Annotated in this window: 27 protein-coding genes; 3 read left to right on the top strand and 24 right to left on the bottom strand. The window is 37.2% G+C overall.

The genetic code is table 11. The features are described from left to right. Window positions 1-83: 83 nt before the first annotated feature. Window positions 84-809 (bottom strand): 3-ketoacyl-ACP reductase, encoded by a 726-nt coding sequence (locus tag AC4D4A_RS06710; RefSeq protein WP_490995162.1) that lies wholly within the window; start codon window positions 807-809, stop codon window positions 84-86. Window positions 810-1,101: 292 nt separating this feature from the next. On the opposite strand from AC4D4A_RS06710, the gene AC4D4A_RS06715 reads away from it, so the two are divergent. Continuing rightward, window positions 1,102-1,581, top strand: coding sequence for a hypothetical protein (locus tag AC4D4A_RS06715; RefSeq protein ID WP_490995212.1), 480 nt, complete (start codon window positions 1,102-1,104; stop codon window positions 1,579-1,581). A 385-nt stretch (window positions 1,582-1,966) separates the two neighbouring features. After that, the gene (gdhA, locus tag AC4D4A_RS06720; RefSeq protein ID WP_490995163.1) at window positions 1,967-3,349 is read left to right on the top strand and encodes an NADP-specific glutamate dehydrogenase; all 1,383 of its coding nucleotides are present in this window, start codon (window positions 1,967-1,969) and stop codon (window positions 3,347-3,349) included. On the opposite strand, the gene AC4D4A_RS06725 is transcribed toward gdhA, so the two are convergent. The 19 genes from AC4D4A_RS06725 to AC4D4A_RS06815 form a co-directional block, all read right to left on the bottom strand. Continuing rightward, on the bottom strand, window positions 3,346-3,555 hold the full coding sequence (locus tag AC4D4A_RS06725; protein ID WP_490995164.1) for a hypothetical protein: 210 nt from the start codon (window positions 3,553-3,555) through the stop codon (window positions 3,346-3,348). The genes gdhA and AC4D4A_RS06725 overlap by 4 nt on opposite strands. Window positions 3,556-3,591: 36 nt before the next feature. Further along, the gene (locus tag AC4D4A_RS06730) at window positions 3,592-4,224 is read right to left on the bottom strand and encodes a YczE/YyaS/YitT family protein (RefSeq protein ID WP_490995165.1); all 633 of its coding nucleotides are present in this window, start codon (window positions 4,222-4,224) and stop codon (window positions 3,592-3,594) included. Window positions 4,225-4,469: 245 nt separating this feature from the next. Further along, window positions 4,470-4,949, bottom strand: a complete 480-nt coding sequence (gene rlmH, locus AC4D4A_RS06735) for a 23S rRNA (pseudouridine(1915)-N(3))-methyltransferase RlmH (RefSeq protein WP_490995166.1) — start codon at window positions 4,947-4,949, stop codon at window positions 4,470-4,472. 83 nt (window positions 4,950-5,032) lie between these two features. Continuing rightward, complete coding sequence (locus AC4D4A_RS06740) at window positions 5,033-5,215, bottom strand: CxxH/CxxC protein (RefSeq protein WP_490995167.1); 183 nt, start codon at window positions 5,213-5,215, stop codon at window positions 5,033-5,035. Between the two features lie 104 nt (window positions 5,216-5,319). Then, complete coding sequence (locus AC4D4A_RS06745; protein WP_490995168.1) at window positions 5,320-6,519, bottom strand: S1C family serine protease; 1,200 nt, start codon at window positions 6,517-6,519, stop codon at window positions 5,320-5,322. 196 nt (window positions 6,520-6,715) lie between these two features. Further along, window positions 6,716-7,510 (bottom strand): MBL fold metallo-hydrolase, encoded by a 795-nt coding sequence (locus AC4D4A_RS06750; RefSeq protein WP_490995169.1) that lies wholly within the window; start codon window positions 7,508-7,510, stop codon window positions 6,716-6,718. Window positions 7,511-7,516: 6 nt separating this feature from the next. Continuing rightward, window positions 7,517-8,311 (bottom strand): two-component system regulatory protein YycI, encoded by a 795-nt coding sequence (locus AC4D4A_RS06755; RefSeq protein WP_490995170.1) that lies wholly within the window; start codon window positions 8,309-8,311, stop codon window positions 7,517-7,519. Further along, the gene (locus tag AC4D4A_RS06760; protein WP_490995171.1) at window positions 8,298-9,602 is read right to left on the bottom strand and encodes a YycH family regulatory protein; all 1,305 of its coding nucleotides are present in this window, start codon (window positions 9,600-9,602) and stop codon (window positions 8,298-8,300) included. Before AC4D4A_RS06760 ends, AC4D4A_RS06755 begins: the two co-directional genes overlap by 14 nt. Then, window positions 9,599-11,422: a cell wall metabolism sensor histidine kinase WalK gene (gene walK, locus AC4D4A_RS06765; RefSeq protein ID WP_490995172.1), complete on the bottom strand. Its 1,824-nt coding sequence runs from the start codon at window positions 11,420-11,422 to the stop codon at window positions 9,599-9,601. The genes AC4D4A_RS06760 and walK overlap by 4 nt, the downstream gene beginning before the upstream one ends. Window positions 11,423-11,427: 5 nt before the next feature. Next, on the bottom strand, window positions 11,428-12,138 hold the full coding sequence (gene yycF, locus AC4D4A_RS06770) for a response regulator YycF (protein ID WP_490558485.1): 711 nt from the start codon (window positions 12,136-12,138) through the stop codon (window positions 11,428-11,430). 264 nt (window positions 12,139-12,402) lie between these two features. Then, entirely contained in the window at window positions 12,403-13,692 is a 1,290-nt protein-coding gene (locus AC4D4A_RS06775) for an adenylosuccinate synthase (protein WP_490995173.1), read from the bottom strand. Between the two features lie 181 nt (window positions 13,693-13,873). Further along, a complete protein-coding gene (gene dnaB, locus AC4D4A_RS06780) occupies window positions 13,874-15,238 on the bottom strand; it encodes a replicative DNA helicase (protein ID WP_490995174.1) in 1,365 nt (454 codons plus the stop codon). A gap of 225 nt (window positions 15,239-15,463) precedes the next feature. Next, window positions 15,464-15,910 (bottom strand): 50S ribosomal protein L9, encoded by a 447-nt coding sequence (gene rplI / locus AC4D4A_RS06785; protein WP_490995175.1) that lies wholly within the window; start codon window positions 15,908-15,910, stop codon window positions 15,464-15,466. Beyond that, window positions 15,907-17,880, bottom strand: coding sequence for a DHH family phosphoesterase (locus tag AC4D4A_RS06790; RefSeq protein WP_490995176.1), 1,974 nt, complete (start codon window positions 17,878-17,880; stop codon window positions 15,907-15,909). Before AC4D4A_RS06790 ends, rplI begins: the two co-directional genes overlap by 4 nt. 355 nt (window positions 17,881-18,235) lie before the next feature. Continuing rightward, the gene (gene rpsR / locus AC4D4A_RS06795; protein ID WP_066109691.1) at window positions 18,236-18,478 is read right to left on the bottom strand and encodes a 30S ribosomal protein S18; all 243 of its coding nucleotides are present in this window, start codon (window positions 18,476-18,478) and stop codon (window positions 18,236-18,238) included. A gap of 52 nt (window positions 18,479-18,530) precedes the next feature. After that, window positions 18,531-19,037: a single-stranded DNA-binding protein gene (ssb, locus tag AC4D4A_RS06800; protein ID WP_066109692.1), complete on the bottom strand. Its 507-nt coding sequence runs from the start codon at window positions 19,035-19,037 to the stop codon at window positions 18,531-18,533. A 61-nt stretch (window positions 19,038-19,098) separates the two neighbouring features. After that, the gene (rpsF, locus tag AC4D4A_RS06805) at window positions 19,099-19,389 is read right to left on the bottom strand and encodes a 30S ribosomal protein S6 (protein WP_490995177.1); all 291 of its coding nucleotides are present in this window, start codon (window positions 19,387-19,389) and stop codon (window positions 19,099-19,101) included. A gap of 142 nt (window positions 19,390-19,531) precedes the next feature. Further along, window positions 19,532-20,632, bottom strand: a complete 1,101-nt coding sequence (ychF, locus tag AC4D4A_RS06810; protein WP_490995178.1) for a redox-regulated ATPase YchF — start codon at window positions 20,630-20,632, stop codon at window positions 19,532-19,534. Between the two features lie 173 nt (window positions 20,633-20,805). Then, on the bottom strand, window positions 20,806-21,003 hold the full coding sequence (locus AC4D4A_RS06815) for a DUF951 domain-containing protein (protein WP_066109702.1): 198 nt from the start codon (window positions 21,001-21,003) through the stop codon (window positions 20,806-20,808). Between the two features lie 544 nt (window positions 21,004-21,547). Here AC4D4A_RS06815 and yyaC point away from each other — a divergent pair. Beyond that, window positions 21,548-22,186 carry a spore protease YyaC gene (gene yyaC / locus AC4D4A_RS06820; protein WP_490995179.1) on the top strand — a complete coding sequence of 213 codons (639 nt, stop codon included), beginning with the start codon at window positions 21,548-21,550 and terminating at the stop codon, window positions 22,184-22,186. 30 nt (window positions 22,187-22,216) lie between these two features. Here yyaC and AC4D4A_RS06825 read toward each other — a convergent pair whose 3' ends face one another. From AC4D4A_RS06825 to rsmG, 4 genes are all read right to left on the bottom strand, one after another. Further along, window positions 22,217-23,059 carry a ParB/RepB/Spo0J family partition protein gene (locus tag AC4D4A_RS06825; RefSeq protein ID WP_490995180.1) on the bottom strand — a complete coding sequence of 281 codons (843 nt, stop codon included), beginning with the start codon at window positions 23,057-23,059 and terminating at the stop codon, window positions 22,217-22,219. Next, window positions 23,052-23,813, bottom strand: a complete 762-nt coding sequence (locus tag AC4D4A_RS06830; RefSeq protein WP_490995181.1) for a ParA family protein — start codon at window positions 23,811-23,813, stop codon at window positions 23,052-23,054. Before AC4D4A_RS06830 ends, AC4D4A_RS06825 begins: the two co-directional genes overlap by 8 nt. Before the next feature lie 182 nt (window positions 23,814-23,995). Then, window positions 23,996-24,877 (bottom strand): nucleoid occlusion protein, encoded by an 882-nt coding sequence (gene noc / locus AC4D4A_RS06835; RefSeq protein WP_490995182.1) that lies wholly within the window; start codon window positions 24,875-24,877, stop codon window positions 23,996-23,998. Window positions 24,878-25,015: 138 nt separating this feature from the next. Then, the gene (gene rsmG / locus AC4D4A_RS06840; protein ID WP_490995183.1) at window positions 25,016-25,732 is read right to left on the bottom strand and encodes a 16S rRNA (guanine(527)-N(7))-methyltransferase RsmG; all 717 of its coding nucleotides are present in this window, start codon (window positions 25,730-25,732) and stop codon (window positions 25,016-25,018) included. Window positions 25,733-25,736: the final 4 nt, after the last annotated feature.

Here is a 25,736-nt window from a genome sequence, read left to right on the forward strand (position 1 = left end):
AAAGAACTTATTAGAAGAGAAAAAAGAAGGCAGATTTACGCCTTCTTTCTTCATTCCATTCATCTATACCAGTCTATGATTCATTAAAATGGATTTGTTGCAATAAAACTCGCTGTTTTCACGTAAACACGAGGGTTTAATTTTAATTGGTCGACTATAAATTCTGCAAGATCCTCAGGCTGAATGAATTTCGAATCATTATTTTCTTTAATTAAATCGAGGTCGAGAGCCAAATCTGTAGCAACTGTACTAGGTGTCAAAGCTGATACACGAATATTATTACGGCGAACCTCCTGCGCAAGCGATTCGGTAAAGCCAATCACCGCGAATTTTGAGGCACTGTAAGCACTGGATGTAGCTGCTCCATTTAATCCACTAGTGGAAGAAACATTAATGATATCTCCGCCGTTCTTTTCGATTAATTGGGGTAGTACCGCTCGTGTTACATAATAAGTACCCATTAAGTTTATATCTATGATCCTTTTCCATTCATCGGGATCCATCTCCGAAACTGTTCCGAAAGTAGCGATACCAGCATTATTAATCAAAATATCAGCAGTGCCCAAATTAGTTGTTAACACTTCAATCGCTGCTTCTACCTGTTCCTTTGATGAAATATCAGCTGTTGCATAAGCTACTTTTACGCCTAAACTTTCTATTTCAGCAGCTGCCTTTTTAAGATTTTCCTCTGACCTTGCAAGCAAACCAACGTTTACACCCTCTTTAGCCAGTGCAACTGCTGTCGCTTTACCAATCCCTCTAGCTCCCCCAGTGATATACGCAATTTTCCCTTTTAATGTCTGTGCCATGATTAGAATCTCCTTTCAAAATCAACGTTGAAGTTCTCTTCCTCAGTATAATACGCAGCGGTTAATAAGACTAAAGGTATGCACCCGAGCTTCCTTCCTATAACGCCAATTATTTTATTAAGACAAATCTCATAGTCCAAAGTTTGAATTTCTTGCATTCACCTTTCTGGGCAATGACACATAAATTGAATAGGTAGCGTCAGGATTATTTATGATGATTTTATCAATTTATGATTAACCGTAAAGACTATAAAACTTAGTTTTTCAGGAAAGGAATAATGCCGTGAATCTTATGTCATTTCGAGGTATTGTAACCGACATGAATGATTTTATGATGGGACAAAACGGGGAATCAGAGGGCTGTTTTAAACAAATTACAGTTGAAGATGGAAATAACGGAATAGTTAATTTCATCATATCACCGACTACTTACTTCGTAGAACAGGCAATTGTGGGCCTCGGTGATAAAATTACTGGTTATTATGATGGGGATGTACCGGTACCATTGATTTATCCGCCACAATATCGGGCTCTTATCATTGTAAAGGAATATAACGATCAAAATGTTAAAGCAGATTATTTTAACAACCAACTGGTGAGCCGTGATGGTCAATTACAATTAAACCTCTCCCCTTACACTCCTATCATTTTAAGAAATGGGCAGCCATTTTCAAAAAATATCGGAAATCGGAATCTCATTGTCATCTATGGACCAACTACAAAAAGCATCCCTGCTCAAACGACTCCATATCGGATTATTGTTTGGTGCTAAAGTGGTTCCTAGCTATCTATTTCTTCATAGAAAAGGCATCCCTAATATTAGTTAATGCAAAAAACCTACATTCCAATGGATGTAGGTTTTTCTATATTTTCATATTTGTATTATATCGGAATTATTAATAGTAAATTACTAAATAACTACAATTTTATCAGTAACTTCTATTTGAACATCCGTCTTTCGCTAACCTATCTAATAAGATGCCAATATCTATTTAAATCTATTTTTCATGCATTTTAAATGACCCTCTAGTTTTACTTTTTCTTAATTAATTTTTAATATAAATTTGAAGAATCAGATAATTTAGTATATCATTTCTTTATTAGACTAAAGTACACACACTAAATTACTATTCACCTAAGGGAGGGCTTATAACAGCATGACTGTATCGACAGAGCTTAAAGACACAGAAACAATTACTGCAAAAAATTATGTTAATGAAGTATTTGAAACAGTCAAAAAGCGAAATCCTAATGAAAGAGAATTTCATCAGGTTGTTAAAGAAATCTTTGACTCACTCGTCCCTTTATTTACTAGGCATCCAGAATACATGGAGCAAAGTATCCTTGAAAGAGTTGTAGAGCCAGAAAGATTGATTACCTTTCGAGTTCCTTGGGTCGACGATCAAGGCAAGGTACAGATAAACCGTGGATTCCGTGTACAGTATAACAGTGCCATCGGCCCCTATAAAGGCGGCTTGAGATTCCACCCTACTGTTAATGCAAGTATTATTAAATTTCTCGGCTTTGAGCAGATTTTTAAAAACGCTCTTACCGGTCAGCCGATCGGAGGAGGCAAAGGTGGATCTGACTTTGATCCTAAAGGGAAATCTGATGGAGAAATCATGCGATTCACTCAAAGCTTTATGACGGAACTAAGCAGACATATCGGACCAGATATAGATGTACCAGCTGGTGATATTGGCGTTGGAGCCCGAGAAATCGGATTTCTGTTTGGACAGTACAAGAGAATACGCGGAGGCTATGAGGCGGGTATTCTGACAGGAAAAGGACTTGGTTACGGCGGAAGCTTAACTCGAACCGAAGCAACTGGATATGGCACTGTTTACTTTGTACAAGAAATGCTTAAAGAACAAGGGCTTAGCTTTAAGGGAAGTACAGTGGTAGTATCCGGTTCAGGTAATGTCTCCATTTATGCAATCGAAAAGGCTGCACAATTAGGCGCAAAAGTTGTCGCCTGCAGTGATTCTGACGGGTATATTTTCGATCCAAACGGAATTAACTTAGAAACCTTGAAACGTCTAAAGGAAGTTGAGAGGAAAAGAATCTCGGCATATGTAGAAGAACACCCACATGCACAATATACGAAAGGTTGCTACGGAATTTGGTCCATACCGTGCGATATTGCCTTGCCATGTGCCACACAAAATGAAATTAGCGAAAAATCAGCGAAACTTCTGGTTGCAAATGGACTAAAAGCCGTCGGCGAAGGCGCTAATATGCCATCTAGCTCTGAAGCTATTGATGTGTTTTTAAATAACCATATCCTCTTCGGTCCAGCGAAAGCTGCCAATGCAGGTGGTGTAGCCGTTTCTGCCTTAGAAATGGCACAAAACAGCGCTCGATTATCCTGGACGTTTGAAGAAGTCGATGCAAAATTGCAGGATATTATGACTACCATTTACAAGGAGAGCGTCAAGGCTGCTGAGGACTATGGCCACCCAGGCAATCTGGTTGTTGGCGCTAATATTGCAGGCTTTAAAAAAGTAGCCGATGCCATGATTGCACAAGGAGTTATTTAATATAACTTAATCATAATGGCTTTAATCTTAATTGTTTCATGATCGATAGGACTTTGAGTCAACAACAATACTTCGATAATCATTAAGATTAGATAAATACAAAAAAGGATGTCCTTAAAGCCAGGACATCCTTTTTGCTTGATTTGTAATTCCGTATCCATATCTTTCATTGGTATCACTTTAACAACTAGGTAATAAAATTGCAAAATTCCCCTTATGAAAAGATCCTTCTACCTATATACTCAAGTCGTTATGAATTGGTCCTTTTGATCAAGAAAATAGGCCATCAGCTTCTTACATTGAGGAATAGAAAAGCCTAAAATTGGACCCAATCCAAATGCAATGAACAAGGTTCCAATCCCAACAGGACCTCCTAACATCCAACCAATGAGAAAAACGATAACTTCAATTCCATTTCTGACCAACGGGATACTCCACCCCATTTTTTCAACAATTAATAACATAAAGCTATCTCTAGGGCCTGCTCCAAAATCAGCCGAAACGTATAATCCAATACCATATCCCATTAAAACAACACCTATGATAAAGGCAATTGTTACTCCTGCTAAATTATCAATACTAGGTAATATCCAATTAAAAAGATCAATAAATAAACCAAGCAACATCATATTCAGAAAGGACCCTATTTGGGGCCATGCTTTATTGAAAATTGAACTGATGAACAAAAGCAATAATCCACTTATGATCGACCAAGTTCCTATAGTGAATCCGAATTTAGTAAATAGTCCATAATGAAAAACATCCCATGGTCCAATCCCTAAAAACTTTCCTTTAATAGTTAGTGCTATACCAAATGCTAATACCAATAATCCAAGAATAAAAACAGACCAGCGTAACACCCATTTCCTCTTCATAACTCTGTCCCTCTAACTTATATTTTATTTTTTTACTATAACATTAAAGCAGGACAGAATACATAATTTATATTTTCTGAAATACATCTATCTAAGATAATTCAATAACAAATCACCTTTTTTCAACTCTTCTTAATTCCTTAACTGCCCAATGAATCTTCCCATACAAAAGGAAGTCACTTGGTCTTTAACTGTGACTAAGCTTCTTTTCATATACGTCTATAAACATAGTAAGATAAAACATCTTACTTATGATACGGTTCCCCCCGATTAATCCGAAACGCCCGATACACCTGCTCCACCAAAATCAACCTCATCAGCTGGTGCGGGAATGTCATTTTCGAGAAAGACAGGGTGTCATTTGCCCGTTTCATTACGTCTTTACTAAGGCCAAGTGATCCTCCTATGACAAAGGCTATCTTGCTTTTCCCATAAGTGGCGAGTTTATCTATTGTATCTGCAAGTTCCTCAGAAGATTTCATTTTCCCTTCAATCGCCAAGGCAATGACATGAGTATCGTCAGAAATTTTTGCGAGGATTCGCTCTCCTTCTTTTGCTTTGACTTGCAGCATCTCCATCTCGCTTAATGTTTCAGGTGCTTTTTCATCGGGTATTTCAATTATGTCTATTTTTGCATAGGCCGATAATCTTTTTACATATTCTTCGATACCCTGTTTTAAATATTTCTCCTTCAATTTACCTACAGTTATTACCGAGATATTCACATGTTACCCTCACTTTACAAACATTTTATCCACAGAAGTTATCCACATATACACAACCTCCGTCCACATATTGTGCCCGAATATTAGTTCGCCACAATATATATAGCGGGTTGTCCACAGTATTCACAGGTGAATTCCTTAGAATTGTTAGTAACTTCTTTATTTTCTTCCTCTGAAATCATATTTATAAAAGGAGGGACTTCCGTCTCATCCACAATCGTATCCAGTCCAACTTCTACATGATCTTTACAGCAATAAATTTTCATATTCATTCTCCTTTTCATGTTGTCTTTAGTTATATCTGTCTCATTTTGAGCTTTCATATTTAAAGCAGGGAATTTGGAATCCCCTGCTTTCGTACCTAACTATATCACATTTGGGCTTCAATCAATGTCATTTCGGTTGATGCTTTTTGTCCATTTCTATAGTATGTCACTTTCATTTTATCGCCAATCTGCTTATTAACATATAAATGCTTACGGAGCTCCGGAACATTGGCAATTTTCTTCCCATCCAGCTCCACAATGACATCGAACTCCTTTAATCCGGCTTTAGCAGCCGGAGAACCTGGTTCAATACTTGTAATGACGACACCCTCTGTCACATCAGTAGGTAACTTCAATGTTTCCTGCCGCTGATAGTTAGTCACTTCATTCAAGGAACGAAGGCTAGTTCCCATATAAGCACGTTTCACTTTTCCATGTGCCTCTAAATCCTCAATAATTGGTATAGCATAATTGCTTGGAATCGATAATCCAATTCCCTCAACGGATGACTCGGCTATTTTCATGGAGTTTATCCCAATCACTTGGCCGCCTATATTAATTAAAGCACCGCCGCTATTTCCTGGGTTAATCGCTGCATCTGTCTGAATTACCTCCGCATTCCAGTCCTCCACACCATCTGAATTCACATCAATCGGTATAGTTCTGTTCAAACCCGAGATAATCCCTTGGGTCACGGATCCGGAGAAATTCAAACCTAGTGGATTACCAATTGCAATAACTGGTTCTCCGGCTTTCAGTTTATCAGAATTACCAAATTCGGCAACTACATCAATACCCTTATCATCTATTTGGATAACAGCTAAATCTGTCCATATGTCACTGCCTAAAAGTTCTGCCTTAGTTTTAGTGCCATCAGCTAATGTTACCTCTAATGAAGATGCACCTTCCACCACATGATTATTGGTAACGATAAACGCTTTTCCATTCTCCTTTTTATAGATGACTCCTGAGCCTGTGCCTGCCTCCTGAGTTTCATTGAAAAAGTCGGAGCCTTGGATATTTGTAATCCCGATTACAGCGTCTCCCGTTTTTTCAACAGCTTTAGTGACGTCAGTCGTCACATCCATAGAAACATTTTGAGTTAATTTGGACGTATCATTACCGTTATTTGTACTGGTATTCTGATTTAATCCATTATTATTCAAGTTGCCTGTCAATAGAAGGACTAATAATGCACCAATAATAGCACCGATTAAACCGGAGAGAAAATAACCAGCTTTACTTCCTTTTCGTTTATTCTGCTGCTGTTCTGACTGATTATAATCTTGATCATAATAGCCCATTTTGCCAACATTCCCTTCACTATTTACTTATGTAGGTCTAGTATTTGTTGTTTTCCATTTTATAAACAAAAACAGCATTGAAAGGAAAATTCTAGTTGCAGAGTTTAATGATATGTTTAAGAACTTGTGTGTATTCTCCAAACTTTACCAACATTATATATATTACCTAAAAAAATAACAGAGGAAACCTCCTCTGTTAAACATGTATTAATTCAGTTGGTTCGTCAGGATCCGTATCATACAGGCTAAATTGCTCTCCCGCTCTGATTCCTTTTGTTTCAAGTGTTTGACTGACAGACATACGTGCCAGATCCTTCATATTATTGTCCTTACTTAAATGAGCCAGATAAAATCGTTTGGTCCGGTCACCCGCAACTTCACTCATGGCTATAGCAGCATCCTCATTGCAAACATGGCCTACATCGCTTAGTATCCGACGTTTTACACTCCATGGATATCTCCCCATGCGGAGCATACTTACATCATGATTGCTCTCAAAGATGTACACATCTGCATTTTTAATAATGCCCTTCATTCGATCACTTACATACCCTGTATCTGTAATTGTCACCAGCTTCTTGCCATCCTGATGAAATACATAAAACATCGGCTCTGCCGCATCGTGAGAAACACCAAAGGACTCTACATCAAGGTTGCCAAATGATTTAACAGTCTCCATCCCGAATTCAAATTTCAAATCTGTAGGAATTTCTCCAATTAACCCATCCATCGCTCTCCATGTGTTGGCATTAGCATAAATAGGCAGCTTATATTTACGAGCCAAAATTCCAAGCCCTTTTATATGGTCGCTGTGTTCATGCGTCACAAAAATTCCTGACAAGTCTTCAGGCCTTTTATCAATTTTATTTAATAGCTCGGTCATTTTTTTGCCGCTTAAACCAGCGTCCACTAAAAATGAATGCTCTCCTGATTCCACATAGAGTGAATTCCCCGTGCTTCCACTGGCTAGAACGCTAAATTTCATCGACATTCTTCCTCACTCCGTTACATTTCCTTCTTCTGTATTCAGTACTTGTCCTTCAATACCATTTACGAAATAATCCTCTTGCTTATTTACTGTAAAATGCCATGTTGGCACAAGGACAAGTACTTTTGATTCTGATACTTCTATTAGTGTATAAAAACCAAGCTTACCCTTTGAAACTTCACTTCCAGATGACAAGTATCCTCCATTTAACAGACTTTCTACTGCTTGAATCGGCGGATTAATCTCTTGGTTTTCATTAAATTCCTCAATATCATCGAGGTGTGTTTGAATATACGAAATTACTTCATCATTTTCATTAAGCTTAAATATTAAGGCACCGTTTTTATTATTAAAAAGTAAACGGCTTTTGTAGGTTTGATAATATGTTATTGTCCCATCTTCTTTACGCCAGAATTCATACTCATCACCCGAGTATACATTTTTGTTAATGAAACTTTCTAGCTCAAAATATTTCCCTTCACCAGTACCAATTTTAATTGGTTTATCCAGTGTCGATCGAATGGTTCTTTTATTATCAATAATAAAGGTTTGATTTTTGAGGGTATTTAATTCCTCTTTACTGAATTCCTTAGGCTTAGCACTTATCGTCTTTTCACTTACTCTTTCCTGAGTCCCTACATGATACTTGATACCCTCAGCCTTTAGTCTATCTTCAATGGTTGATTCCGAATCCTTATTGATTTCAAGCTTTGCTGCCCTAAAATCCAGGAACTGATATAAGAGGAATACGTCCAGAATTAGAAACACCACAATGAATAAACCTTTTGTTTTATTCCAATCCATCCATAGGTCCTCCTAAATCCTCTTCAGAAATATCTACCCAGCTGCCATCATACTGATAGTACCAGACAGGTTTTAATCCCAAAAGAGTCGTGCCTGAATTATCATTATGAATTAGCTTATAGCCGACAGTCATATCCGTAAGTTTATCTGCATCATATTGTTTACCCTTATCGATTTTGAAGGACTTTAAAGCTTCATTTGCAGAAGGAAGAGTAACTGTGCTTTGATCCAAGGGCTCATCCACAAGATTAAAATAGGAACGTTCATATCTCTTCACATTTTGAGTTCCATATTCCAGGTGAATTTCAGTCATACCTTCCTCATTAAATACAGGAAGTCCATCAATATATAAACGGAAAGCGACTTCTCTGCTAAACTCATCTAATGACACATACCGGTGGCGTGTATCCCAACCGGCATGAATATTGATAAATTCTATGCTGCTTTGCAATATATGAGTTTCCAGCTTTTTCTCATCTTTGGCACCGACAACAAGATTTTTGTATTCAATCATTGATGTTTTTGGGTTCTTTTTCATTATACTCAATCCATCGGTATAGATATCCCCTTCCTGCTTAACAGTGCTTGGTCTGATAAACAGAGCTTCCTTAAAGCTTTTCACATCAGTAGCTTTTGTTAGAAAATCATATTTACTTACTTTTATTTCGCCGGAAGGAACCAGGATTGAGTTAGTTTCTGATAGTTTTAGCTTTGTGTAGGGTTTTAGATTTTCAACCCTCGCGTACTCTTGTGTGAAGTCTTCAATCAAATCTTTATCAACGGATGCTTCAATGACTGTTTTCTTTTCACTAGAAACAAAGTAGATAGAATCATTATCGGTATGAATAATAACCCTGTCAAAATTAACATTTGGCAGCTCATTATCTTCTATTTTTAAATAGTTTTTATAAAAAGACAGCGGAACAATATCATTAAATATCAATTCAATGAATCCATCCTTCTCGCTAAACTTTTTGATTGCAGCTGTATTTTTATACTTTGATGATTGATCCTGGAAGTTAAACAAATTCCATTTTTTGATGGAATTAATTGCATGTGTAATCATTTCCTCAGAGTAAGTTCCATAGGATAAATTATCTTTGTGATAAATCATTTTTGTTGGTTTTACGACTTCATCCGGTTCAAGATTACTGAAGATTTTCTCCTGAACATAGTTTGTTTTCTCTGTCTCGTTATAGGTTGGCTGATAAAACCAATATGACCAGGTCAAAAGGCCACTTATCAAAATGAGGGACACCAATAAGATATTTTTAAATCCTTCCCAGCTCATTCCCAATCATCCTCTTGTAATGTTTCATAAGGGAGAGTAAAGAAAATGGTAGTCCCCTTCCCTTCCTCACTAGAAGCCCAAATATGCCCCTTATGTGCTTCAATCATTTCCTTCGCTATCGCGAGACCTAAACCTGTACCGCCCATCTTTCTTGATCTGGCTTTATCTACACGGTAGAATCTTTCAAATATCTTCGAAACATTTTCTTTCGGGATACCCATCCCTTCATCTCTAATGCTAATTTCCACAAATTGTCCGATTACTTGCAGTTTAAATGTAACTTGTCCACCCTCAGGTGAATACTTCAATGCATTCGAAATGATATTATCGAGTACTTGAGTAATTTTATCCTCATCTATTTCTACACCAATTGGCTCAGATGGGATTAAACGTTTAAAAGTGACATTTCGTGATTTAGACATTTCAAAACGATCGATAATCCGGTGGAAATAACGGCCAAAATCAACCCATGTTGTAGAAAGCTTATAGTCTGTATTATCGAGCTTTGAGAGCTGCAAAAGATCATTAACCAATCTGATCATCCGCTCTGTTTCTGTTTGAGCTATGTTCAGAAAACGCGGAGCAAGCTCTTTATCTTCCATGGCGCCATCTGCCAAAGCCTCTAGATAGCTTCTCATCGTTGTCAGTGGAGTTCTAAGCTCATGGGAAACATTCGCAACAAATTCTCTTCTCTCTTCATCGATTTTTTCTTGCTCGGTAATATCATGAAGAACAACAATTAACCCATTAATAAAGCCTGTTTCTCTTTGAATAACAGAGAAATTCGCTCTCAAATAAAGCAATTTCTTTTCATTGCTGTAATTAAGGATAATGGACTCCTTCTCACTCAATAATTGATCGAAATTGTACGTGTCCTCTAATCCTAATACCTCTGTAATCGGCTTAGATAATGACGTTTCACGTGAAACTTTCAGCATTGATAGTGCTGTATCGTTAATCAAAATGACTCGGCCTCTGCGATCTGTTGTTAGCACGCCATCTGTCATATTAGTCAATACAGAAGAGAGCTTCCTTTTCTCTGCATCAGTTGTCGCCTGTGCATCTTGCAGCTTTTTAGTTAAACTATTGAACGTGATAGCAAGCTGACCAATTTCATCATATCCATATACCTTAACTTTTCTTGAAAAGTTACCGCGTGACATCGCTAAAGCTTGCTTACGCATGTCGGATATAGGCCGTGTAATGGTCTGAGCCAGTAATATTCCTAAAAAGGCTGTGACTGCAAGAGAAATAATCGTTCCCTTCGCCATTATCGTATTAATTTGTTTTAATTGGGAATAGACATTCTCTATTTTCGTATTCAGATATAAATTCCCTATAATTTGTCCGTCACTCAAAATCGGTTCTGACCAGAGGAGAATTCTTTTTCCTGTCTGTGAATCGATTCTGATTTCTGTTTGGGGCGTTCCTTGATTATTTGCCCTGTCAACAAGCTTTTCAGTTGAACGGCTCCCTATTATATCTTGTTTCTCCGGATCAGATGTGCCAATAATTTTTGAATCCTGATCCATTACTCGTATCTCCGTTATATCCCCAGAGGAATAACCCTCCAATGTTGTCTTAATATCCTCTATTAAGGTGGGATCTTCAACTTTGCGGGTTTCCGTTATTTCTTTTTCTAAACTATAGGAAAGAATGGTTACCCGCTCTTGGATAGAGCTCTTAAAATTCTCCAATAGCTGCTGTTCAAGCCCCTGTGCAAAATAAACTCCGATAATTTGCATGGCAACTAAAATAAGCAGCACATAAATCAGTACAAATTTAAAATAAATCGATTTAAAGAAACCAACTTTTCTCATAATTTTTACTCCTGTTCAGGATGACGGAGGTAGTACCCAACTCCTCTTCTTGTAACAATCCATGCAGGATGGCTTGGATTATCTTCTATTTTTTCACGTAGACGTCGAACGGTTACATCAACTGTTCTGACATCTCCATAGTAATCATATCCCCATACTGTCTGCAGAAGATGCTCCCTTGTCATTACCTGGCCTATATGTTTAGCGAGATAAAAGAGCAACTCAAATTCCCTATGGGTTAATTCAATGGTGTCACCTCTTTTGGATACCATATAAGAATCAGGGTGTATCACTAGATTGCCAATCGTAATTTCATTTGTTTCCTCGTTATCTTCCTGTTGATTGGCAGCATGTTTTTGCCTGCGTAAATTCGCTTTTACACGTGCAATTAATTCACGGGTACTGAACGGCTTTGTCACATAATCATCTGCTCCCAGTTCCAGACCAAGCACTTTATCTATTTCGGAATCCTTTGCCGTCAGCATAATTATTGGCATATCATATTTCTTCCGCACTTCCCTGCAAACTTCCATTCCGTCCTGTTGCGGTAGCATGATATCTAATAAGATCAAATCTGGCTGAAGTTCTTCCACCATTTTAATGGCATCATTACCGTCATAGGCACAATACACATCAAATCCTTCTTTTTTCAAGTTAAACTGTAATATATCTGCAATAGGCTTTTCGTCATCAACAACCAGTATCTTTTTATCCATTGTCTATTTCTCCCTTTTATAAAATAAAATGTATATATTAATGACATCTGCGAGTCACGATTTTGCTAAACTATCCTAATCCTACTTTACCATTTCTATTGAAACAGGTCATCTTTTTAAAATGGTATTCCAAATATATACAGCAGTGAATACCAAAAAGGATTAGACTGTTATCTAATCCTCAAATTCTATATGAAATATACTAGTAATCATGATTAATTATCAAAAGGCTGACAAACGATTTCGCCTGTCAGCCAGTTATTTTTATATACCGTATGGATTGCGGATTATATTCGTTTGATTACGGTCCGGTCCTACAGAAAAGATTGATAATGGAATACCTGTTAACTGAGATACTCTTTCTAGATAAGTACGTGCATTGGCAGGCAGGTCAGACAATGTCTTCACACCCGTGATATCTTCTGTCCAGCCTGGCAGTTCTTCATAGATTGGCTCACATTCAGCCAATATCTTCAGACTTGCCGGGAACTCCTCCAATACTTTTCCATCGTGTCGATAAGCAACACAGATTTTTAATGTTTCAATACCTGTTAAAACATCAATTGAGTTAAGAGAAAGATCGGTGATTCCACTAACACGGCGCGCATGGCGGACAACAACGCTATCGAACCAACCTACTCTTCGCGGACGTCCCGTAGTAGTTCCATATTCTCTTCCTACTTCACGAATTTGATTACCGATTTCGTTATCAAGCTCGGTAGGGAATGGCCCATCTCCAACACGTGTTGTGTAGGCTTTACATACACCCACTACATGATTGATTTTAGATGGTCCGACTCCGGAACCGATTGTCACTCCGCCCGCAACTGGGTTCGAGGATGTAACAAATGGGTAAGTTCCCTGATCAATATCAAGCATTACCCCTTGTGCTCCTTCAAATAAAACACGGCGCCCCTCATCCAAGGCGTCATTTAAAACAACAGAGGTATCACATACATATTGTTTAATTTGCTGTCCATATTCATAATATTCTTCGAAAAAGTCATCCATCGTAAAGCCTTCAGTTTCATAAAAACGTTCCAGCATACGGTTTTTCTCTTCCAAATTTCTTGTCAGCTTCTCTTCAAATACTTCTTTATCTAATAAATCGGCAATCCTGATACCTATACGTGCTGCCTTATCCATATAAGCCGGGCCAATTCCCTTTTTAGTAGTACCGATTTTATTACTTCCTTTTCTCTCTTCCTCTACTTCATCAAGTTTCAGATGATAAGGAAGAATCACATGAGCTCTATTGCTGATACGTAAATTATCTGTGGAAATCCCACGATCGTGCAGATAAGTAAGCTCCTCAATAAGTGCTTTAGGGTCAACGACCATACCATTTCCAATTACTGATATCTTATCCTTATAGAATATACCGGAGGGAATCAAATGAAGCTTATATGTTTCACCATTAAATTTAATTGTATGTCCCGCATTATTTCCACCTTGATATCTGGCAATTACTTCTGCGTTTTCTGAAAGGAAATCTGTAATCTTTCCTTTACCTTCGTCTCCCCACTGTGTACCTACTACTACGACTGAAGACATTCTTTACACCTCCACTAATTTACCAACATCTTGCACTTTGGTATAACAAACAAATTAAGTGTATCAATTACATCGAGTAATTTCAAGGAATACACGAACATTTATACGAAAATAGTAAAATATGTTCGTGTATTATTGTAATAAAAATAAACCCACCCTGGTTTGGTGGGTCTATAGACTATTATGCTCCAGAAGGGATGGCATCATCCTGGAATCTTCTTTCTAAATTAACGAACTTATTGTATTCCTTCACAAATGCCAATTGAACCGTTCCAACCGGGCCATTACGCTGTTTCGCAATGATAATTTCAATAACATTTTGGTTTTCTGTTTCTTTATCATAATAATCTTCCCTGTATAGGAAGGCTACAATATCAGCATCTTGCTCAATACTTCCTGACTCACGGATATCAGACATCATCGGACGCTTGTCCTGACGTTGCTCAACACCACGAGAAAGCTGGGAAAGAGCGATAACTGGAACTTCTAGCTCCCTTGCCAGGGCCTTAAGGGAACGGGAAATTTCTGATACTTCCTGTTGTCTGTTTTCGCCTGATCTGCCATTCCCCTGAATAAGCTGGAGATAGTCAATCAGAATCATGCCAAGTCCATGTTCTTGCTTTAAACGGCGGCATTTTGAACGGATTTCACTAATTCGGACACCCGGAGTATCATCTATAAATATACCCGCATTTGATAAGCTTCCCATTGCTAGTGTTAATTTGCGCCAATCTTCGTCTGTCAGAGATCCTGTTCTAAGGTTTTGAGCATTTATATTACCTTCTGCGCAAAGCATACGCATGACCAATTGTTCTGCACCCATCTCCAGACTGAAAATCGCAACATTTTCATCCGTTTTTGTTGCAACGTTTTGGGCAATATTAAGAGCGAAGGCTGTTTTACCAACAGATGGACGGGCAGCAACAATAATTAAATCATTGCGCTGGAAGCCTGCTGTCATGTGATCCAAGTCATTAAAGCCGGTAGGTATTCCAGTTACATCTCCTACTCGGTTATGAAGCAACTCAATATTGTCATAGGTGCGAACTAAAACATCTTTAATGTTGTGGAAGGCTCCGGCATTTTTTCGGGAGGCAACTTCCATAATGCTTTTTTCGGCTTCACCCAAGAGGCTTTCCACTTCATCCTCACGAGAATACCCATCTTGTACAATGCCAGTTGCTGTATTAATTAATCTTCTTAAAACGGACTTTTCTTCAACGATTCGGGCATAATATTCTATATTGGCCGCGGTAGGTACTGATGACGCCAGTTCTGTTAAATAGGGAACTCCCCCAACCTCTTCAAGCTGCTTTGTTGCACTTAGTTCTTCAGTTACTGTAACTAAATCGACAGCCTTTCCTTTGTCGTTTAGCTTCAGCATAACCATGAAGATTTTTTGGTGTGCACTTCTATAAAAATCCTCAGGTATCAAAATCTCAGAGGCAAGTATTAAAGAGGAAGGCACAAGAAAAATTGCTCCTAAAACCGCTTGTTCCGCCTCAACATTTTGTGGTGGAACCAAATCAGTAAAGAGCTCATTCATTCGGCAAACCCCCTTTATATATTTAAACGTAATTATATTTTTTTATTAGCAATTAAAATGGATTGCTATTCTATTGTATATGGAAATGAAGAGAATAGGTACAGGAAATTATTTATTTTAACTTTCATTTGCATTAGTAACTTCTATCATACTAAAAAAAAGTGATGAAATCAGCTAACAAGCTTTTCATCACTTTTCGGGAAAATTATTTCCTGGGAAAATATTTTATTGTTCTTTCACATGAACATTTAAAGTAGCAGTTACCTCATGATGGAGCTTAACCGGAACTTTTGTGTAGCCGAGAGAGCGAATTGCGTCTTCTAATTCGATTTTACGTTTATCAATTTTATGCTTATGCTGTTTTTGTAATTCATCAGCAATCTGTTTGCTGGTAATGGATCCAAAGATTCTGCCACCTTCACCAGTCTTCGCTTTTAATTCAATCGTAAGCTTTTCTAATTGCTCTTTTAATTTTTTTGCATTTTCGAGTTCCTCAGCTGCGAGTTGTACTTCTTTATTTTTTTGAATTTCTAGTGTTTTCATATTGCTGCCAGTTGCTTCTACAGCTAATCCTTGTTTCAAAAGGAAATTATGTGCATACCCATCTGCAACATTTTTAATTTCACCTTTTTTTCCTTTTCCTTTAACATCTTTTAAAAATATTACTCTCATGTGTTTGTGCCTCCTTCATATAGCTCATCAATTGCATCTTTCAACATTTGCTCTGCTTCTTCCATTGAAATGTCATCTAGTTGAGTTGCCGCATTTGTAAGATGCCCTCCGCCACCTAAACGTTCCATAATAACCTGAACATTTATGTCGCCAAGAGATCTTGCACTTATGCCAATGCTAGTTTCTGATTTTGGTGATAACACAAAGGATGCAATTACTTCATCCATTGCTAACAATGTATCTGCAGCCTGGGCAATCAACACCTGATCAGCAAATTCATTTAAATCACCATGAGCAATAGCAATCCCTTTATGATAAAAATAAACATCCTCAATCAGCTTTGCCCGCTTTAAGTAAGTATCTACATCTTCCTTAAGAAGCTTTTGTACAAGGACTGTGTCTGCACCATGCCCTCTTAAAAAAGAGGCTGCATCGAAAGTTCTGGAACCCGTTCTAAATGTAAATGATTTTGTATCTACTATAATACCCGCCAGCAAAGCAGTTGCTTCCAGCATACCCACCTTTACACGCTTCGGCTGGTATTCGATAAGCTCCGTTACTAACTCGGCTGTAGATGATGCATATGGCTCCATATAAACCAGGATAGAATTATCTATAAATTCCTCGCCGCGCCTGTGATGATCAATCACCACGATTTTCTCAGTCCGGGAAACCAGTTTTTCCTCAATAACCATGCTTGGCTTATGAGTATCTACAATAACAAGTAATGTTTTATCGGTTATTAATTCAACGCCAATTTCAGGTGATATAAATCTGGAGTCCAACTCAGGCTTTTGCTTCACTTCGGTTAGAAGTCGTTTAACACTTGAATCTAATTCACTTCTGTCTAGGATAATATATCCTTCACGGTTATTCATTTCAGCAATTTTTAATATCCCTAAGGACGAACCAATAGCATCCATATCCGGAAACTTATGTCCCATTACAATGACTTTATCACTATCAACTATCAAATCACGCAGTGCATGTGAAATTACCCGTGCACGGACTCTAGTTCTCTTCTCCATAGGATTTGTTTTGCCACCATAAAATTTCACTTTTCCATTTGGGAGCTTAATGGCGACCTGATCTCCACCTCTTCCCAGAGCCAGATCAAGACTTGATTGAGCAATGCTGCCCAGTTCAGGTAATGCCGATACTCCGCTCCCCACACCTATACTCAATGTTAATGGAACATTTTGCTTGGCTGTTGTTTCCCGTACATCATCCAGTATAGAAAATTTTGTTTTCTCCAGGTGGTTAAGAATGCTTTCGCTAAAAATAGCGATAAACCGATCAGATGAAATTCTCTTTAAAAAGACTCCATATTCTTTAGCCCAATTATTTAATAAAGAGGTTACAAAGCTATTTAAGCTGCTTTTTCGTTGATCATCCATACCTTGTGTCACATCGTCATAGTTATCCAGATAGATAATTCCAATGACAGTTCGCTCTTCTTCGTACATTTTTTCAATTTCTGTTTGCTCTGTAACATCGAAGAAATAAAGCAATCTTTCCTCCGGCTTATGAACAATTCGAAATTTGCGATTATAAATTGCTACAATATCTTCGCTTTCCTCTCTCTTAACTAAAGGTATTAAAGGTTCTGCAACCTCTGAAATGTTTTTTCCAACGAGGGTATCTTCCTGTAGACACTTAGCCATATAAGGGTTGGTCCATTCAATCACATAATCCTCGTTGAAAAGCAGTATACCTATAGGCATTTCTAATAGAGCTTCTTCCCCCACTTTTTTTAATCGATAGGAAAGAGTGGAAATATAGATTTCCGTTTCTTTTTGTATTCCATATTCAATTTTTAATATTAGAAAGAAAAGAATGCCAAAAAGCAAAGAAGCTACTATTGCAAATATCCAATTATAATAAGCAAGAACTCCGATGATTAATAAAGATACACCCAATAATGCGTAGATGGGATAACGGATCGCTTGCCTGTTTAAATAAGATGGCATAGATTCAGCTCCTAAATAATGTGGATCAATTTATGTATTACTTATCATTATACTTGATAAAACTCTATTATGACCAACAGAGCAATAATTTACCTATTCTCAGGCGTATAATTAATACCCTTCAATAGTACCTATTTAAAACAATAAATGCATACAAAGAATATTATAAAGCATAAATAAAATGATATCCAAAAAACAAGACATTAGATTAAACTATACATTATATTTAAATAATATTTAGGTATAATGTGATTCAATGTCTATAACTTTAAAATAAGTACTCATGTCAATTCTATCTTCTTAAATACAATTAAAAAACGGAAAGGATTCCCTTTCCGTTTTTATGTGTAAAATCTTATTTTTCCTCTGCTACGAATGGTAGAAGAGCCATAGTACGAGCACGTTTGATTGCAATAGTCAATCTACGTTGGTACTTAGCGCTTGTTCCAGTTACACGACGTGGAAGAATTTTTCCACGCTCAGAGATAAACTTTTTAAGAAGATCTACATCTTTATAGTCGATGTGCGTAATGCCGTTTGCTGTGAAATAACAAACCTTACGGCGTTTTGCACGTCCGCCTCTGCGTCCGCCTGCCATATTATTCACTCCCTTTCATTATAATTATATACGTCCGTTCGAATTATCAATGTTAGAATGGAAGGTCATCATCCGAAATATCGATAGTTTGTCCATTACTGCTGAATGGATCATCATCAATCTTCGTATAATTACTGTCCTTCCGTTGATTCTGGTTTTGGTTGCTATTTCCCTGGCCAAATGGATTGGTATCATGACCACCATATTGGCTTCCGCCGCTTTTTTCACCGGCAGATGAACCTTTAGGCTCTAGGAATTGTACGCTCTCTGCTAACACTTCTGTTACATAGACACGTTTTCCATCCTGACCTTCATAATTACGAGTTTGAATACGTCCATCAACTCCAGCAAGATTACCCTTCTTCAGATAATTAGCTGCATTTTCTGCCTGGCGTCGCCAAACAACACAGTTAATAAAATCTGTTTCCCGTTCACCTTGTTGGTTAGAAAATGGGCGATTCACTGCTAATGTGAAGGTTGAAACAGGAACACCATTCGGAGTATAGCGGAGATCAGGATCCTTCGTTAAACGACCTACCAAAATGACACGGTTTATCAACAGAATCAACTCCTAATATTAGAAAATTGTTCCACATGAAACAATTTATGTTCAATCAAAATTACTCTTCTTCTTTAACTACAATATGACGGATGATATCTTCGCTGATTTTAGCAAGACGGTCAAATTCTTGAACAGCCTCTGCATTTTCAGCTTGGATTTTGTTGATCATGTAATATCCATCACGGAAATCATTGATTTCATAAGCAAGACGGCGTTTGCCCCATTCTTTTGTTTCAAGAACTTCAGCACCCTTGTCAGCTAAAATTGTGTTAAAACGCTCAACTAAAGCTTTTTTTCCATCTTCCTCAATGTTTGGACGGATGATATACATAACTTCGTATTTTGTCATCACTGTCACCTCCTTTTGGTCTAAACGGCCCTTATGGGCAAGGAGCAATTAATTACAATTACTCACAAGTTAAAAGTATAGCATACATATAGGAAGTTTGCAAATTGATAAAAAGACCGATCATACTGACCGGTCCTCTTGTTTATACATTAAAACGGAAGTGAATAATGTCCCCGTCTTTTACTTCGTATTCTTTACCTTCTAATCTAACTTTACCGGCTTCTTTCGCTGCATTCATGGAACCAGCTTCCATCAGATCTTCATAAGAAACGATTTCTGCGCGAATGAATCCACGTTCAAAATCAGAGTGAATAATTCCTGCACACTGTGGCGCTTTCATCCCTTTACGGAAAGTCCAGGCACGTACTTCTTGAACACCTGCCGTAAAATATGTTGCCAAGCCCAACAATTGATAAGATGCCCGAATTAATTGATCTAAACCAGATTCTTCTATGCCTAATTCTTCAAGGAACATTGCTTTTTCTTCGCCTTCAAGCTCAGCAATTTCTGATTCGATTTTGGCACAAATCACGATTACCTCAGCATTTTCTTTTGCTGCAAATTCACGCACTTGAGTCACGTATTCATTATCGGTCGCATCAGCCACTTCATCTTCATCAACATTAGCAACATATAAAACTGGTTTAATCGTGAGAAGATGTAATCCTTTAACGATTTTGAGCTGTTCTTCCGTGAATTCCACTGCTCTGGCTGGTTTTTCAGCTTCAAATGCTTCTTTTAATAAGGAAAGAACTTCATACTCAACAACAGCTTCCTTATCTTTTTGTTTGGCTAATTTACCAACACGGTCAATCCTTTTTTCAACTGTTTCCATATCAGCAAGAATTAATTCAAGATTAATCGTTTCAATATCATCAATTGGATTAACCTTACCTGAAACGTGGGTAATATTTTCATCAGCAAAGCATCTTACTACATGGCAAATTGCATCTACCTGGCGAATATGAGAAAGGAATTTATTTCCTAACCCTTCTCCTTTACTTGCCCCTTTCACAATTCCTGCGATATCAGTAAATTCAAAGGCAGTCGGTACTGTTTTTTTCGGTATTACAAGCTCTGTCAGCTTTTGCAATCTATGATCTGGTACTTCTACAATCCCTACATTCGGATCAATCGTACAAAATGGATAGTTAGCGGATTCTGCTCCAGCCTGTGTTATTGCATTAAAGAGAGTAGACTTTCCTACGTTAGGCAGACCTACTATTCCAGCTGTTAATGCCACATCATTCACTCCTTATGTGAAAACATATTAAATGTTATATAATCTATATGTGATAAACCTTTACCAATTATAGTGACAAGTCATCTAAAAGACAAGCCGCTATTCTTTTTCATATTAGTATTTAAATTACACTTTATAATGATAGCATACAAGCTGTACATTAAGCTTTGAGATTATGCCTCGTGTTTCTGAAGTATCTTTTTCATCTTCCTAACAAAATCTTTACGGGGCAACATGACACTATGGTCACATCCCTCACACTTAATTCGGACATCCATACCAAGTCTAATAATCTTCCAGCGGTTGATACCACATGGATGAGGCTTTTTCATTTCAACAACATCATTCAATCCAAAATCCTTATCATCCATAGTTTTTAATCCTCCATTATTTAAACTTTACCCTTTATATCCATGAATTATATCAGCATATGGCCAGACCTCCAATTAAAACCAACATCCAGAATAAACAGAAATCTACTTAGACTCCCGTTTCTCTAATTTCTTCCCTTTCATTTCATCATATAAAAATAATGTTTCAGACTAGATTCGCTATAAAGAACCCTTTACTCTTATTACCTCTCTGATGAATTTTACGAAAATGTTTTTTTAATATAACTTATTCAAATCTCTTAGGGCCAAAATACCTATGCGTATGAATAATGATAATGTTTCTTTATTCCTTATGCTTGGGTATACATATGATAAATCAATCTGTTTAAAAGAAACGTTAACCATTTTACTACATCTCGGCTTTGGAAGGTAAAAATGTTAAAAAAAAGACAAGTCTTCTTATCCTGATCACTGAATGAGAAGAATATAAGATTCGAAAATCTGCAATATATTCCAAAGTTCAGTGTATAAAATTCCTATATTTTCCGTATACTGATAGTACTTTTGCAGAGGAGTGGTAATTATGAACATGAGGCCTTCTTTTTTTGAACAACGCAATACAACAAATCGAATATCATATGAGGAAGAGAATGCCCATCATGTTATCTCTAGAGAATTACTCACAATCCTCCCTTCTCATAAAGTACGTCCTGTTGTCATTATTTGTATCGGTACAGACCGTTCAACTGGTGATTCACTTGGTCCTTTAATTGGAACATTGTTAAGTGAAAAAACACTGCCCAATTTTTATATATATGGTACATTAGAGGATCCAATACATGCTGTTAATTTACAGGAAAAACTCAATTACATTCAAAGCATACATGAAAACCCATTTATTATTGGAATAGACGCTTGTCTTGGCAGAGTTAAAAGTGTTGGAGTCATCCAGGTTGGTAAAGGCCCTGTAAAGCCTGGTGCCGGTGTAAATAAAGAGTTGCCCAATGTAGGAGAAGCCCATATTACAGGAATTGTGAATGTTAGTGGATTTATGGAATACTTTGTTCTTCAAAATACTCGTTTAAATTTAGTACTTAAAATGGCTAAAGCCATTACAAAAGGTATTTATTTAGCCGGGTTATCCTATAATCATGCCACTTCCATAACTACAACATTTAATTGGAATTTCGAAGAAGAAAAGGTACATGACAATAATTTATAGAGAAAAATAAAAAACCATTTATATGGTTTTTTATTTTTCTAAAATTTCAAGGAGTCTCTCTAAATCCTCATTGGAGAAAAATTCTATTTCTATTTTCCCTCGCTTATTATTCTGTTTAATGTTCACGGTTGTACCGAAACGTTCTCTTAATTGATTTTCTCTTTCCTGAATAAATATATCCTTAGCAGGGACTTTTTTTGTTTCACGTGGAACACTTTCATTCAAATTTTGAATGATCCCTTCTAATTGCCTAACATTAAGATTTTCCTTGATAACTTTATCAGCCAGAGGTTTAATATCTTTTTTTGATTTCAAGCTTAGCAATGCTCTTCCATGCCCCATTGATAATTTCCCTTGAGAAATATAATCCTGAATCAATGCAGGCAATGATAACAATCGAATATGGTTGGCTATATGAGGTCTGCTTTTCCCCATTCTTTTCGCCAATTCTTCTTGAGTGATATCAAGGTTTCTCAATAATGATTGATAAGCAGCACCCTCCTCTACCGGATTTAAATCTTCCCTTTGAAGATTTTCCAATAAAGCAAGTTCCATCATTTGTCGATCATCAAATTCACGAACTACCGCAGGCACAGACTTCATTTTTGCTTCCTTAGCAGCACGGAAGCGTCTTTCCCCAGCTACTATTTCATAGCCTTTAATACTGCTTTTCCGTACAATAAGAGGCTGTAGAATTCCATGCTGCAGAATTGATTTCTTCAACTCTTCAATAGCATCGGGTTGAAAAGATTTCCTTGGTTGATATGGATTTGGCCGCAAATTTTTAATCGCAATCTCTTGTACCACTTCTTCTTTGCTGACTTCCATGTTAGCAATAAGGGCATCAAGACCTTTCCCTAATCCCTTACCCATTTGCAACCACTTCCTTTGCCAAATCTAAATATACATCCGCTCCACGTGACTTTGGATCATAAATAATAATCGGCTCACCGTGGCTTGGTGCTTCACTTAAACGTACAGTACGTGGAATGATCGTTTTATATACTTTATCCTGGAAGTACTTCTTAACCTCGTCTATGACTTGTATACCCAGGTTTGTCCGGGCATCAAGCATAGTTAATAATACTCCCTCTATTTTTAAATCATGGTTTAAATGTTTCTGAACTAATCTAACCGTATTAAGTAATTGACTGAGGCCTTCAAGGGCGTAGTATTCACATTGCACAGGTATAAGCACAGCATCAGATGCTGTCAGGGAATTGAGAGTTAATAACCCTAAAGATGGAGGACAATCAATAATAATATAATCATACTCATTAACAACAGCTTCTAACGCTCTTTTCAAGCGTACTTCTCTGGATATGGTAGGAACTAATTCTATTTCAGCGCCTGCAAGTTGAATAGTAGCCGGTATGACATCTAGGTTTTCAACTTTCGTTGCCTTAATAACATCAGCAACATCCACATCATCAATAAGTACATCATAAATGCATTGTTCAACATCAGCCTTCTCTATCCCTACTCCACTGGTCGCATTTCCTTGTGGATCAACATCGACTAGCAAAACTTTCTTTCCTATGTACGCCAAGCAGGCCCCCAAATTGACTGAGGTTGTTGTTTTACCAACTCCTCCTTTTTGGTTTGCAATAGATATTACTTTTCCCATGTTGTCACCTGCCTCACTTTACATTCAGACTTATAACGTTTCTATTTTAACATGTTTCTATTTTTCAAAGTTCATATATTTAAAATTATCACACAGAAAGTATCGATTTTTGTAAAAAGGCTGTTAATTATAAAAAAAACTGGCAACCTATCGGATTGCCAAGTTATCTATTAATGAAACTATTATTTACTTTTTTTCGGAATACGGATGGTAATTTGATAAAAATCATCAAACTCTGTTTCCTCTGAGTCCAAGTTAATTCCATTATCCTTAACCATGCTCATTGATTGACGGATCGTATTTACTGCTATTCGCATATCCTTACTGAATGCTTTTCGTATGGCACGAGGCTTTTTGTCTTCATCAGCTGAAAGCAGTTTGTTGACTCGTTCCTCTGTCTGCTTCACATTCAGTCCTTTATCAATGATTTCTTCTACAAGCTTCGCCTGTTTTTCAGGATCTTTTAATGGTATTAAGGAGCGTGCATGCCTTTCTGTGATTGCCTTTTGCATGACCGCATTCTGAACCACCTGCGGCAATTTGAGTAAACGAATTTTATTGGCAACCGTAGATTGTCCTATTCCAAGCCTGTTTGCAAGACCTTCCTGGGTCAATTGATGCAGTTCAATCAATTTACTGTATGCCACAGCTTCTTCAATAGGAGATAATTCCTCACGTTGAAGGTTCTCTATTAAAGCTACAGATGCTGTTTCAGTGTCTGAGAGATTATTAATAATAGCAGGAATTTTATCCCAACCTAATTTACTTATGGCTCGGTATCGACGTTCACCGGCAATTATTTCAAATTGCCCATCATGAATCTCTCTGACAACAATGGGTTGAATAATTCCATGCGTTTCTATAGTCAGAGCGAGTTCTTCAATTTTCTCATCATCAAAAATACTTCTTGGTTGAAAACGATTTGGTACAATTGAAGAAATAGGCAATTTATGGATTTCATCATGGTTTATTTCTTCTTTTTCCGTCTCAATTCCCGATTCCCTGTCAACATTTTGTTCTTTATCTCCAAGTCCAAAAAAACGTGAAAAAGGATGTTTTGTCATCCCTACACCACCTTTAAAAAACTTCCAACTAGCTTAATCATTGGCAAAAATCATATTTAAATAAGTTCAGATTGTCTCATTTTTTGGTAATAGCTATCTTTATTATACCGTTTTTTAGAATATCCGTCTCAATAAAGTTTACTCTAATGGCTGCTTATTTGGTGTTCCCGGTTTTCGTGGATATTTTTTTGGCGTTTCTTTTACTTTATCAATTAAGATAATATGACGTTTGCTGTCTTCCTTTGGCAGTTGGAAATAAAAGTCCTGATCCATTTTACCACCTAAAATTGTCAACGCCTTTTTCCCTGCCAATACTTCATCATCAGCACCGGCACCTTTTAAAGCGATAAATTTGCCTCCTTTTTTTACTAATGGAAGGCATAACTCGCTTAAAACCGATAATCTGGCAACTGCTCTAGCCGTAACATAATCATATTGTTCCCGGTGTGCTGCTAATTTCCCAAATGTTTCTGCACGATCATGATATAAACTGACATCCTGTAAACCCAGCTCATCTGTTAAGGTTTTTAAAAAGGTAATCCGCTTATTTAAAGAATCTACAATAGACAATTTTATAGATGGAAAGCAAATCTTCAGTGGTATACTGGGAAACCCTGCTCCCGCTCCAACATCACATAAAGAAAGATCCTGATTAAAATCAATAAAGAAAGATGGTGAGATGGAATCATAGAAATGTTTCAAATAAACCTCTTCTTTATCCGTAATAGCTGTTAGATTTACTTTTTCATTCCACTCTACCAAAAGTTTAAAATACGTTTCGAATTGGTCAAGCTGAGAGGGAGAAAGAACAATTCCCTTCTCCTCTAATGCATGTTTAAATTCTGATATGTTCATTTAT

The sequence above is a fragment of the Pradoshia sp. Z5_111 genome (assembly GCF_058267535.1).